The organism is Gaoshiqia sediminis, assembly GCF_025907915.1.
GTDB lineage: Bacteria > Bacteroidota > Bacteroidia > Bacteroidales > Prolixibacteraceae > Gaoshiqia > Gaoshiqia sediminis.
Genome location: NZ_JAPAAF010000023.1, coordinates 53,157 through 66,735 on the forward strand (window position 1 = coordinate 53,157; position 13,579 = coordinate 66,735).

At 48.8% G+C, this 13,579-nt stretch carries 8 protein-coding genes; 4 read left to right on the forward strand and 4 right to left on the reverse strand.

Going from position 1 to position 13,579, the window contains the following annotated elements; genetic code table 11:
• Nucleotides 1-131 precede the first annotated feature (131 nt).
• The 3 genes from N2K84_RS14080 (at nt 132) to porX (ending at nt 7,730) form a co-directional block, all read left to right on the forward strand.
• Nucleotides 132-2,096, forward strand: a complete 1,965-nt coding sequence (locus N2K84_RS14080; protein ID WP_282592460.1) for a tetratricopeptide repeat-containing sensor histidine kinase — start codon at nt 132-134, stop codon at nt 2,094-2,096.
• Nucleotides 2,097-2,376: 280 nt separating this feature from the next.
• Nucleotides 2,377-6,060, forward strand: coding sequence for a type IX secretion system periplasmic lipoprotein PorW/SprE (gene porW / locus N2K84_RS14085; RefSeq protein ID WP_282592461.1), 3,684 nt, complete (start codon nt 2,377-2,379; stop codon nt 6,058-6,060).
• 113 nt (nt 6,061-6,173) lie between these two features.
• A complete protein-coding gene (gene porX, locus N2K84_RS14090) occupies nt 6,174-7,730 on the forward strand; it encodes a T9SS response regulator signal transducer PorX (protein WP_282592462.1) in 1,557 nt (518 codons plus the stop codon).
• A gap of 91 nt (nt 7,731-7,821) precedes the next feature.
• On the opposite strand, the gene N2K84_RS14095 is transcribed toward porX, so the two are convergent.
• Complete coding sequence (locus tag N2K84_RS14095) at nt 7,822-8,595, reverse strand: ABC transporter ATP-binding protein (RefSeq protein ID WP_282592463.1); 774 nt, start codon at nt 8,593-8,595, stop codon at nt 7,822-7,824.
• Entirely contained in the window at nt 8,595-9,332 is a 738-nt protein-coding gene (locus tag N2K84_RS14100; RefSeq protein WP_282592464.1) for an MlaE family ABC transporter permease, read from the reverse strand. Before N2K84_RS14100 ends, N2K84_RS14095 begins: the two co-directional genes overlap by 1 nt.
• A 293-nt stretch (nt 9,333-9,625) precedes the next feature.
• On the opposite strand from N2K84_RS14100, the gene N2K84_RS14105 reads away from it, so the two are divergent.
• Complete coding sequence (locus N2K84_RS14105) at nt 9,626-10,714, forward strand: mannose-1-phosphate guanylyltransferase (RefSeq protein ID WP_282592465.1); 1,089 nt, start codon at nt 9,626-9,628, stop codon at nt 10,712-10,714.
• A gap of 112 nt (nt 10,715-10,826) precedes the next feature.
• Here the strand turns inward: N2K84_RS14105 and N2K84_RS14110 are convergent, their stop codons facing one another.
• The gene (locus N2K84_RS14110) at nt 10,827-12,248 is read right to left on the reverse strand and encodes a serine hydrolase domain-containing protein (RefSeq protein WP_282592466.1); all 1,422 of its coding nucleotides are present in this window, start codon (nt 12,246-12,248) and stop codon (nt 10,827-10,829) included.
• Nucleotides 12,249-12,502: 254 nt separating this feature from the next.
• The gene (locus N2K84_RS14115) at nt 12,503-13,054 is read right to left on the reverse strand and encodes an REP-associated tyrosine transposase (RefSeq protein ID WP_282592467.1); all 552 of its coding nucleotides are present in this window, start codon (nt 13,052-13,054) and stop codon (nt 12,503-12,505) included.
• Nucleotides 13,055-13,579: the final 525 nt, after the last annotated feature.

Consider the following 13,579-nt stretch of genomic DNA (forward strand, 5'->3'; position numbering starts at 1 on the left):
AAGGCATCTTCATGATCGTCATTGCGGTCATTCGTTCAACATTTTTGAAAAATATTGCCGTAAAATGCTTGCCGCAGCCGGCAGCGAAGAAATAATTCGTAACTTTTAGCACGAGTTTAAGGGATTTACACGTGCATCAGATTGAAACTACCATTATTCGGCTGGCTTTTCGGCTTAGCCTGTTCCTGTTGCCGCTTGCCGGAATGGGGGGCGTTCAGCTTCCCGACAGCATTCCTGCCCGTTTGCAGCATATGGGGAATCGGGAAAAAGTCAATTATCTGATTGATATCAGCTGGCAATTGCGCGAGTCGGACCGCCATTTGTCTGTGGCTTGCGGCGAACTGGCTATCCGGGTGGCCGACAGCCTCAAGTTTCGCGGCGAGGAGGCCAAGGCAGCCAACATGCTGGGGGCATCGTTATTGTTTTATCATTCGGACATACATCAGGCACTTGCTTATTTTAACCGTTCACTGAAGATTGCCATGGAAATCCGCGACTCGGTGCAAATGGGTTATGCTTATAACAATCTGGGCGATGTATATAGCCAAAGCGGAAACGTCCCGTTGGCACATACCTTTGCCGATAGCTCGCTGCACTACTTCACTCAGCTGAAACAACCCGAGGGAATGGCTTATGCTTACATTAACCTGGGGCAGGTACATCTGCAACAAAAAGACTTTTCGGCGGCTCTGAACTATTACCAGCAGGCGCTTGACCTTTATGTACATCATCGCTCACAAAATATTGTTTCAACCTGTAATATGGGAATGGCCCGTGTGTACAAGTTGACAGGCAACTACGAAAAGGCGCTTGACTATTATCGGCAAGATCTGGCGCTAAACAAACGGGTCGGTAACAAGTCGTTCGAGGCCACTACGCTCACTGAAATTGGAAATATTCTTTGCAGACAACGAAAATGTATGGAGGCACTGGATCATTACAATCAGGCTATGGTTTTGTTCAATGAGCGTAACTATGACTACGGAAAAATCGGGGTACACCTGGGCCGGGCCATTACCTATGCCCATATGAATCAGAAAAAGGCGGGAGAGGCTGAGCTGGATGCTGCCCTTAAACTGGCCGGTAAACTGGAGCTTTCGTCTCAAATACTGGAAGTGCAGAAGACGAGGTTGCAGTTTTACGCTGCGTTGGCCAATGAGCCTCTGCCTGACAGCCTGATTGAATCATTTGTGGCTGCTTATGATTCCGTGTTTCTGGTCAATCAATACCAGACCCTCAGCGAAATCAACAAGAGGCAGGAGCTTGCAGCCAGCTTGGTTGACATTAGTGATAAGTACATCCTCAAAAAGAGACAATCGGTTTACGCCTTGATCCTGTCGCTGCTGTTTCTCGGGGTGTTGGTGTTATTGTTCCTGAAATTTCGGAGCCATGCCCGGCTCACCCGTAAGCTGGAAGTTGCCAGCGCCGGCAAAGACCGGTTGTTGTCGATTATTTCGCACGACCTGCGTAATCCGTTTGTGGCTATCATCCAATACCTCGAACTGCTTCGCGCCGACATGTTGCCGGAGCAGGAGCGCAAGGCATTCATCGACCAGCTGGAGGCGCTGACCAGCAACACATATGCGCTGCTCGAAAATCTGTTGAATTTTTCCGATTTTCGCCGCTCGGAAGTCCGCTTTAAGCCGGCTGTATTTGAGTTGCCCGGTTTACTGGGTCAAATCAGGTCGAACCTGGATGCCCAGCTAGCCATTAAAAATGTGGGACTGGAAACAGAGTTGAAGGCCATGAAGGCTTTTGGCGATGTGAAACTGATTGAAATTGTGTTGCGCAACCTGATTTCGAATGCCGTGAAATATAGTAACCCGGGTGATGTGGTAATGGTACGCTCGGCCGAGTGTTCAGCCGAAGTGACCATTGAAGTGGCAGACTCGGGAACCGGTATGAGCCGGGAGGTTTTGGATACACTGTTTTCGGAGGAGTTTCAAATATCGAAACCCGGCACCATGCGCGAAAGCGGAACAGGCATCGGACTAAAAATTTGCCGCGAGTTTATCGCCATACACAGGGGTAAATTAACGATAGACTCCGAGCCCGGAAAAGGATCCATCTTTCGGGTACATCTTCCTAAGCAATAGCGATTCACTTGATTTTCTATTCTTACAAAACAGAATATGCCAGGTGTTTGAATTGGCTTTTCGTTTTATCCTATGTCTTGATCGGACAACTTATCGTCACAGACGCGTAGTTTACACTGATTTTTGTAATATTGTAAACCTGTTGGCAAGCTCGGAAACCTGTTGGCAGTAACCTGGCAAAACCGGGAAACTTCCCGCGGTTAATTACTTCCGGGATTTTGTCTGTACAAAGCAATAATAAAGGGATTCTTTAGTTATCCTAACGAGAAAAAATGCAAGGTTGAAAAAGAAATCAGGCTATATTTTTTTACTTTTTCTGGTGATTGGGTTCTTTGGGGGATGTTCTACCGAGAAGAATACCTTCGTTACACGGGCTTACCACAACCTGTCGTCGCATTACAATGTTTATTTCAACGGCAAAGAAAGCCTGAATGCCGGTGTGGAACGGATCAATACATCGGTGGAGGACGACTACTCGAGGATACTTCCCATTTATAAATCGAGCCAGGGCGGTACCGACCGTGTTGCCCAGTCGGAGATGGAAAATGCCATCTTGAAAGCCTCCAAACTGATCAACATGCATTCGATCACCAAAAAGCCAAAACGGCGTAGGATCCGTTCGTTGTCGTACAAAAAACTGGCTTCGAAAGAAGAGTACAACAATTGGGTGGACGACAGCTACCTGTTGATGGGGCAGGCTTTTTTCTACCAGAAGAAGTTTATTCCTGCCATGGAGAACTTTTCGTACGTCATCCGCAAATTCAGCAACGAGGAAACCAAATATGATGCCTATGTATGGATGGTGCGTTGCCTGACGGAGCTGGAACGCTACAATGAAGCCCTCGAATACATTCAGAATATGGATGCCTCGGTGGCTTTTCCCAAGCGACTTACTGGCGCGTTTTCGCTGGCTGTGGCCGATTTCCACATGCGCCGTCACGAATACAATGAAGCCATTCCGCAGCTAAAGACTGCCGTCAACAATACCAGGCGCAAGCACGAGCGGGCGCGGTACAAATACATTTTGGCCCAACTTTACAAGGAAACCGAACAACACGCGCTGGCTTCGGAAACCTTCCGCGAGGTGTCCCGCATGAACCCTTCCTACATCATGGCCTTCAACGCCCGCATCAATGCTGCCGGGGTGTTTACAGGCGAGAGCGATGTTGAAAAGCTGAAAAAGGAACTTCGAAAAATGCTGCGCGACGAGAAAAATACCGAGTTCCGCGACCAGATTTATTTTGCTTTGGGAAATATTTACGCCAAGGAAGGACAGCAGCAGTCGGCGGTTGACCAGTACGTAAAGTCGGCGGCAGCCAGCAGCATAAACCTGTTTCAGCGGGCCTTATCGTGCCTTACCTTGGCGGATATCTATTTTCAGGAACAAAACTACCGGCTCTCCCAAAGTTATTACGATAGCGCGATGGTGGTGATCGACAATAATTATCCCAACTACAACTTCATAGCTGACAGATACAAAAGCCTGACCCGCTTGACGGATAACCTTTACACCATTGAGCGGGAAGACAGCTTGCAACGGATAGCCGCTTTGTCGGATGGGGAGCGCAACAACTTGATTGCTGGGTGGATTCAGCAGGCGCGCGATGAAGAACTGCGGAAAAAGCAGGCTGAGCTGGACGAACAAATGGACCGCAGCTTTTTCCGGATGAACCAGGCGCGGACGGGATCTGGCCAGCAGCAGCGCGGCTCGGGCTGGTATTTTTATAACCCATCCACTATGGCCTACGGAAAGGTCGAATTTGCACAAACCTGGGGCAACCGCAAGCTGGAAGATAACTGGCGTCGGAAAAACAAAAGCTCGGCTGCACAACTCGCCATGGAGGAGGAAGAGGAAGCCGAAGAAGGAACGGAAAAACCTGAAAAGCCCGAGGTGCCGAGGATTAATGACCGCCTGAGTCGCGAATATTATTTGCAGGATGTTCCCCTCACCGAAGAAGCGCTGGCCTCCTCGCACCTGAAAATAAGGGATGCCCTGTTTAATGCCGGCCGTATTTTTAAAACCGACTACGACAATTACCCGCTGGCCATTCAGCACTACGAAGAACTGCTGACACGTTACGACAACAACGTTTATCAGCTAACCACCTGGTTTGAGCTGTGGGATTTGTATAAACAAACCGGCGATATGACCAAATCAAATTATTACCGGAACCTGATTATCGGAAATTATCCCGATAGCAAGTACGCCCAATACCTGATCAATCCCAATTACTTTATTGAGCTTGAAGCGCGCAGCGATAGCCTGAACAACCTATACCAGCAAGCATTTTATCAATACCAACAGGGAAGTTACTCCCGAGCCGGAGAACTGGCCCGACAGCTGAAAGGTTTATCGCCCGACAGTTTGCTGTTGCCGAAGGTTGCCTTCATCGAGACGATTGCCGATGGGACCTCTTCAACGATGGAACAGTTTGGTCAGGAGCTGAACGGTTACATCCGCTCTTACCCGAGAAGCCCGGCCATACCGTTGGCCGAAAGCATCCTGAAACTCATTCAGGACAGTACCCTGGTGGATTACCAAAAGCTGGTTGCCATGGGTTATCTGAACGAGGAAATCGAAAATGACGAGTTGCTGGCAAACGATCGCCGGGGAGAGGATGAGTTCGGCGGAAAGTGGTCGTATGATGAAGACCTGCTGCACTACTTTGTGATCGCTTTCCCGCGCGAAGCAAAAGTTGACCTGAACCGGCTGAAATTTGACCTGGCAAACTACAACATCGACCATTATACGCGGATTGATTTCGATATTGAAACCGAGAACCTCAACCCGCAGACCATGTTGCTGGTGGTGCGCTCGCTGGAAAGTAAGGAACAGGCACTCATCTATTTCCGGTCGGTCATTCGTAAGCGGGAGGTATTCGAAACGCTGAAGGGCATCGATTACGTGAACTTTGTGGCTTCGTCACTCAACTTTCGCGAGATGCTGGGCGACAACAATTACGTGGACTACCTGAAATTTTTTATCAAGAACTACAGCCGGTTTATTGGAGGCGACTTCCCGCAAGACGAGCTTCCCGAGCCGGAAGAGCTAATGGCCAAGGCGCTGGAGGAGGAAAACAGGCAGGAGGAAAGGGGTACGTTTGTGCTGGTAAAACCGGAAAGTGGCAAGTCGATGTTTACGCGCGATAACCAGGCGAAACAGTTGTTTGTGATTGCCGTGAACGATGCTTCGTTTAACCTGCGTCCGCTCATGTCCGCGTTTGGCGCGTACCATCGCGAAAACTATGCAAACGAAAGTTTGCCCGTGCAGCAGCGATCGTTCGCAGGGCAACAACTTTTGGTGGTTGAGCTGCCGGGCACCGTCAGCGAGTCCATGACCTATTTCCGTTCGGTAGTAACTACCCGCAGTTTGTTCAGTGAATTGGAAACCCGCAGCTACCGGAACTTCCTCATTACAGAAGAAAACTTAGGAAAGCTGATCGCCAACGGCAACCTGGAAGAGTACATGAATTTCTTCCGCGACTATTACATTAGCGGCGGATTTACTGACGAAAGCGCGGCTGCCGTGCAAACGCCCACGCAGCCTGTTGCTGTAACGCCAGTTGCACCGGAGCCTCCGGCCTATCAGGGGGCCTTTAAAACCGGAGAAACCGGTGAGCATGGCTTTGTGCTCATCCTGCCAGCCAGTGGCGTTGACCATTCGGCGGTAGTGGAGGCCATCCGGGGGCACAATCAGCAAAGCCCGGAAACGCAAGGCTTACAGGTACAGGAAGTTCCATTCGATGCACAACAGGTGTTGTTCCGGGTGTCATCCTTCGCCACAAAAGAAGCCGGTATGGCATACCTGCGTGGAATTGTCAGGGACCAGCAAGTGTACGGACCGCTTGCGGAGGTAAACTATCGTAATTTCGTGATTTCGCAAGCGAACTATACGATCCTCCTTCAAAATAAGGACGTAAGCGATTACCTTGAATTGTACAGGCTGGATTATCTGAAACCCTGACGGCGTTAAACTTTGTTAAGAACCAGCCGGCTGACCGCGATTTTTACTATTATTAGCCAACCGGCTGCTTCTGAGTGAATAGGCTGGTGATTCATTTCCAAAACGATTGAGCCATGAAAAAAATACATATCCTTTGGGTGGATGACGAAATTGATGTGTTACGCGCCCATATCATTTTCCTGGAGCAAAAAGGTTACGACGTGACCACGGCCACGAATGGGACCGATGCCATTGATCTGGTGCGCGACAACCACTACGATATAATTTTCCTGGATGAAAACATGCCGGGCATGACCGGTTTGCAAACCCTCGGCGAACTGAAAAGCCTGAAACCGAATGTGCCGGTGGTGATGATTACCAAAAGTGAAGAAGAAGATATCATGGATCAGGCTATCGGCTCCAAAATGGCCGATTACCTGATTAAACCGGTCAATCCCAAGCAAATTTTGCTTTCCATTAAAAAGAACGTCGATCAGCTCGAGCTGGTTACCCGAAAAACAACGGCCGATTATCAGAGCGAATTTTCCAGGATCGGGATGCGGCTGAACGAGCGCCTCGATTTTAATGAGTGGAAAGAGGTGTACCGGAAGCTAGTTTATTGGGAGCTGGAGCTGAGCGCTTCGCAGGACCCGGCCATGGACGAGGTGCTGAAGATGCAGAAAGTGGAGGCCAACAACAATTTTGCGCGGTACATAAAAAATAACTACCTGGATTGGTTTCAGCAAGGTTCGGGCGATCGTCCGCTACTTTCGCCCGATTTGTTCCGGCACAAGGTTTTTCCGTTGCTGGACAAGGGGGAGAAGGTGTTTGTGCTGGTGATCGACAACCTGCGCTACGATCAGTTCCGGGTGTTGAGCCAAGTGGTAAATCAGTATTTTCTGAGCGAAGAGGAAGAGCTGTATTACAGTATTTTGCCTACGGCCACCATGTATGCGCGCAATGCTATTTTCGCGGGACTGATGCCGCTCGATATTGCCCGCCTTTATCCGCAATACTGGGAAGACGATGATAATGAGGGCAACAAAAACAGCCACGAAAAAGAGTTGCTGCAAACCCAGATGTCCCGTTTGGGCCGGAAAGAGAAGCTTTATTTTGAGAAAGTTGTCAGCCTGAAGGCAGGCAAGAAACTAGTGGATAACTTGGGCAGCATCCTGCAACACGACCTGTCGGTGATGGTTTTCAATTTTGTGGATATGATGTCGCATGCGCGCACCGAAATGGATATGATGCGTGAATTGGCCAGCGACGAAAAGGCCTACCGCTCGCTAACCCTTAGCTGGTTCAATCATTCGTCGCTGCTCGAATTGCTTAAAAGCCTGGCCGAAAACCGGGTGAAGGTGGTGCTAACCACCGATCACGGCACGGTGCGGGTGGATAACCCCGTGAAGGTGATTGGCGACCGCGAAACGGTTACCAACCTTCGCTATAAGTTAGGCCGAAACCTGAACTATAATTACAAACAGGTTTTCGAGATTACCCAGCCCGAAAAGGCTCGTTTGCCGGGACGTAACGTTAGTTCCAGGTTTATTTTCGCGCTGAATGCCGATTTCTTTGCCTATCCGAATAATTACAACTATTACGTGCAGTATTACCGCGATACCTTCCAGCACGGGGGCATTTCGATGGAAGAAATGATTGTGCCGGTGATTACCCTGGCGCCCAAAGGTTAGGTTGAACAAGAAGGCGACGATACGGCAAATCTAAAGGAACAGGTCAAAACGAAAAAGAATCGATAACGGGTCACTCATCAATTATCATTCATCAATCGGTATCCGCTTCCCGCCGTAAATCCCTGATTTGCTTGTATTGCGGATTGGCAAAAACGAACTCCTGAAGCTTTTTGTTTTCGGCATAAAGGATCTCGGTTTTGGTACCTTCCCAGCACATTTCCCCTTCACTGATAAACAGGATTTTCTCGCCGATCTCCATGACCGAGTTCATGTCGTGGGTGTTGATGATGGTGGTGATATTGAATTCCACCGTAATTTCGTGGATCAAATCGTCGATCAGTAACGAGGTTTCCGGATCAAGGCCGGAGTTTGGTTCGTCGCAAAACAGGTATTTGGGGTTCAGGGAGATGGCGCGGGCAATGGCCACCCGTTTCTTCATCCCGCCCGATATTTCCGAAGGTGACAAGCGGTGCGCTTCCCGGCTGATATTTACCCGGTCGAGGCAAAATTCAACCCGCCTGGCTTTTTCGGCAGGTGTTTGTTCGGTAAACATATCCAAGGGAAAACGTACATTTTCGGCCACCGTTAGCGAGTCGAATAAAGCGCCTCCCTGGAAAACCATGCCCATTTCCTGCCGAAGCTTTTTGCGCACAGAGGGTTTCATGGTCGTAAAATTACGGTCGTCGTAATAAATGGAACCGTTGTCAATTTCGTGCAAGCCAACGATCGATTTCAGCAAAACCGTTTTTCCGGAACCACTCCGTCCGATAATCAGGTTGGTTTTTCCTTTTTGAAATTCAGTGGTGATATTGTTCAGCACCGTATTCCCTTCGAATGATTTATTCAGGTTTTCTATACGGATCATCAGAATAGCAGTTGAGTTAAAATTAAATCGAAGACCAGGATCAGGATATTGGTATTCACAACGGCGCGGGTACTGGCTGTGCCCACTTCCAGGGCGCCCCCTTCAACAAAATACCCGAAATAAGCCGGAACAGAGGCGACCAGAAAGCCAAAGAACAGTGACTTGATCAACGAGAAGGTGACATAGTAAGGCGTAAAGGCGTACTGGATGCCGTTGATGTAGTCGGTAGCGCTGACTGCTCCCAACGATGGCCCCACAATGAGGCCGCCGATTAGCCCGAAGAATACGCTCAGGATATACAGAAAGGGGAACATGAGGACGACGGCAGCAATTTTGGGGAGGATGAGGTAGCTGGCCGAATTGACGCCCATGATTTCGAGGGAATCTATTTGTTCGGTCACCCGCATACTGCCAATTTCGGAAGTGATGTTCGAGCCAATTTTGCCGGCCATGATCAGCGCCATAACCGTAGATGAAAATTCCAGGATCAGCGAATCGCGGTTCCCCAATCCGATCAGGTAGGTGGGCAAAAACGGGTTGGTCATGTTATAGGCCACCTGTAAGGTAATAATGCCCCCCATAAAGGTGGAGATCACGGCCACAATGCCTACCGAGTTGATCCCCAGGCTTTCAATCTCAAGGAAAAGCTTCTGGAGGTAGATCCGGCTACGCTCGGGCCTCGAAAAAACCCGGGCCAGGAGTGCAAAATAGCGTCCGGCGCTGAAAAAAAACTTCATTCTTTATTCTTTTTGGTTGGTCCATCAACGTGCTCACTCAACAATCAGCAAACGGGCATTGTGTTGCCTGGTGCTGTTCAAAAGGCGGCCTGCTGCATTCGCGAATGCCTCTTGACCGCAGTTTTGTCTTTTACCTTCGGATAAAGGTACAAATATTCGGAAAAGTTTGTCGCTAACGGGGGAGTTTGATTTTCAGGAGCTAAAGCCACCATGTTATGAAAGCAACCCAAACAGGCGGTTTTTCAACTTCAAATTGGGTATATTTGATCAACAAAGTTCAAAAAATAAATTCTATGCAGAACAATTATTGTGTGATTATGGCTGGTGGGATTGGAAGCAGGTTTTGGCCATTAAGCAAAACATCCATGCCCAAGCAGTTTCTGGATATCCTGGGTACAGGCCGCACGTTTATACAAATGACCTTCGACCGATTGAAGAAGCTTTGTCCGGCGGAGAATTTCCTGGTCGTAACCAGCGTGGACTATAAAGATTTGGTGCTGGCCCAGCTTCCTGAACTAGCCGAAAGCCAGGTTTTACTGGAGCCTTTGCGCCGCAATACGGCTCCGTGTATCGCGTATGCCTGCAATAAGATAAAAGCGGAAAATCCCGACGCAAATGTGATTGTGGCTCCGTCTGACCACCTGATTTTAAAAGAAGAGGAGTTTCTGTCGCAAGTGAGGATGGGCTTGGAGTTTGTCACCGAAAAAGATGCCCTGCTGACCCTGGGCATTACCCCCAACCGGCCCGAAACCGGCTACGGCTACATTCAAATTGACAATAAATTCGATTTTAAGTCGCTGGATAACCTGTACAAGGTGAAAACCTTTACCGAGAAGCCCAATTTGGAAATGGCTCAGATTTTTCTGGAAAGCGGTGAGTTTTTCTGGAATTCCGGCATTTTTATCTGGTCGATGAAAAGTATCATGTCGGCTTTCGATCTCCATCTCCCGGATGTGGCCGAGCTTTTTAAAAAGGGCGAAAAGTTGTACGGAACTGCCGATGAAGTACACTTTATCAATAAAACCTATTCCGAATGCCAGAATATTTCCATCGATTACGGCGTGATGGAAAAGGCGGACAATGTTTATGTATTGTGTGCCGATTTTGGCTGGAGCGACTTGGGCACCTGGGGATCGCTGTACGAGAATAAGGAGAAAGATTCCGATGCCAACTCGGTGAGTGGTGAAAATGTATTGCTGTACAATTCGAAGAACTGCATTGTTAATATGCCCAACGAAAAGATTGCTGTTTTGCAGGGGCTCGATGGCTACATCGTGGTAGAATCCGACGGCACTTTGCTGGTGTGCCGCAAGGAAGACGAACAGCAAATCCGTCAGTTTGTCAACGATGTGAAGCTGCTGAAAGGCAACCGGTTTGTGTAGCAGATATTCATAAGTGCATGAGTGCATAAGTACATCGGGAACGAGGCAAGAAAGAAATTTTTCCCGGCAATGCGTTATACACTCATGTACTTTTATGTACTTCCCCCCGCAATCAGTCCTCCAGACTTTCCAGGATCATTTTCAGGAGCAGGTTGCTGTCGAACTCCCCTTTTTTGGAATAGCCGGTACGAACAACAATTAATTCTTTCGAAGGAATGATGAAGATAAATTGCCCGTCGTGCCCTTTGCACATATACAGGTCGGTGGGGGCGTCGGGCTGGTCGCTCGCGAGGTTTAGCCAGAATGAAGCGCCATATTGTCCGCCGGAACCAGGTGCCGGCTGCACCGAGTAATCCACCCAGCCTTCGGGCAGCAATTGTTCGCCCAACCAGTTTCCCCGGTTCATATACAGTAGGGCAAAGCGGGCGTAATCGCGCATGGTGGCATACAAGTACGATGACCCAACGAAGGTGCCCGAAGCATCCAGCTCAAAAACAGCGCTTTTCATCCCGATTTTGTTGAACAGGGCTTCGCGAGGGAAACGCAGGTAACCGGCATCTGAATCGAAAGAACGGCGCAGTGTCAGACTCGCCAGGTTGGTTGAGCCGGATGCATAAACCCACACCGAATCGGGAGGGAAGATCACCGGTTTATTGGAGGTGTAGGATCCCATATCCCCGGCTTTGTGCAGCATGATGGTTACGTCCGACAGGTTGCCATAGTTTTCGTTCCACTCCAGGCCGCTGTTCATGCGCAGCAAGTGGTTTAGCGTAATGGGTTTTCGCTTTCGTTTTCCAAACACCGGCAGCCCGACAGGCGCATCCAGGTCGATTTTATGTTGTTCGATCCGCAAGCCAATAAGCGTGTTGGTGACGCTTTTGGCCATCGACCAGCTTAGAAAGCGGGTACCGGGCGTAAAGTCATCCCGGTAAACTTCGGCCACCGGCTGGCCTTTATACACCACCATCAGGGCAAAAGTCCCTTTCAGCGGAAGCGTGTCGGCCATTGCCTGCGCCACCGCCTGGTTTAGCTTTTCCAGGTTGATGCCTGGCGGTATGCTGTCGGCTATCGCATCGCCCGTCGGCCAGGGAATAGTGTCCGGGTTTTCCGGCAATGCCTGCACCTGCGGATATTCCCGTCCCCGGATCTCTTCTTCCGTGAAATCTTTCACCAGGGTGCAACCATAGCCATCCAGATAAATAGCTTTCGACGAACCCCACAGGAAGCGGCTGACCACTTCCTGCCTATCGAAATCAACCGTGTTGGAGGTGTATTTTATCAGCGAAAAATGAAGGTCCTCCGCTTCCATGGCCTCCTGGCTGCGGCCTGAAACGAATACGCCCGAGGCGAGGTTTTTGGCGGCATAACCGGTTATGACGGGCATAAGTTGGTTGAGGTACAGGCCACCGGCCAGCAGAACCAGCAGGAGAGCGTAAAGGATGATGCGTTTTTTCATGTTGTTTGTTTTGGCAGGCTGGCACAACAACTCGATATCGAGCGGCTTGCCGAAGGTTTGTCGATCGCTTATTGTCATCAAAAGTAGAATTTTACCCTGATTCGGACAATTTAAAGAAGTCAGTAAACCCAATTTCTGTTTATCGAAAAGTCCAACTCCCCCTCGTCTTAGCGGAGCGGTGACGAGGGGGAAGTTGCTTGTCGTTTTTAACGACAAAGAGAGGATGGCGATTTGTACGGAAATCCGGTCTGGTGACGATGGTTTCCCCGGCCTGCACCTCGTTTGAGCGAAGCGGTAACGAGGGGTTGGCTGTCTTGAGTTTGTAACTCATTTCACAATGCTGCTTGCACATGCACAAATCCTTTTTCTCCGGCATAGTCCCGGGCCGAACTGTAAAGATAATCTGTAGCACTGAATACAATCATGGCCCGAACCGGATTCTCATGCGTATAATTGATCCGTTGTTCAATCAGTTTGGTATTATCCAATAAAATGGCATGATTTGTTTCCTGCCAGAATTTGTATGTTTTGATCCGGTTATCAAACTTTCCGGCATACCGAAAACGGTACAGCATCCACTCCTTTCGGCTTTCCGGCTCTTTTTCTATCATTTTCAGAATGGTTTTTGCCGTAAACTTTTTAAAATCCCGAATGATATCGCTAATCCTGTAGTTCTCTTTTGCCCGACATACCAAATGAATATGGTTCGACATCAGGCACCATGCAAAAACCTCCAAACCCTTATTTTCAATACAGTAGTTTAACGAATCAGCAACAACAATTTTATATTCTTTCCGTGTAAATACATCGATCCAATCTTCCACGGTGAAGGTTAAAGAATAGGTGGCATTTTGATCGGTGATGAAATAATTATCGGCGGGCATTTTTGATTGAAAGATATTAAGAAATGCTTCTCATTGCAATATGCCGGTTTCATGTCGTTACAAACGACCACCAGCAAACCCCTCGTCACCGCTAGCGCTAAGACGAGGGGTAGGTGCTTCGACCGGTACAATGACCACTTCAAGTGAAACAATAACCGCTCAAACCCGTGCAATGACCTCTCGACCCCGTGCAATAACCCCTCAAACTCAAACAATGACTGCTCTAAGTTGTACAACGACCGCTTTAAGTTGTGCAACGGATACTTCAACTGAAACAATGTCAGCTTGCAGTGAAACAATGTCAGCTTTAACTCGTGCAACGATTGCTCCGACTGGTGCAACGACTATTCCGTGGAAGACAGCTTGTGGTTTCGGCTGCGCTCGAACCAGCGGAGGCTGAACTCCAGGTGACTTACCTAACAAAATCAGCGCATTGTTAAAAATATTTGCACCTAAGTTTACAATCGTTTGCCTGTAATGTATTAACTTACGATACTGTTAAATCATTATTCTCAAACAGAACAT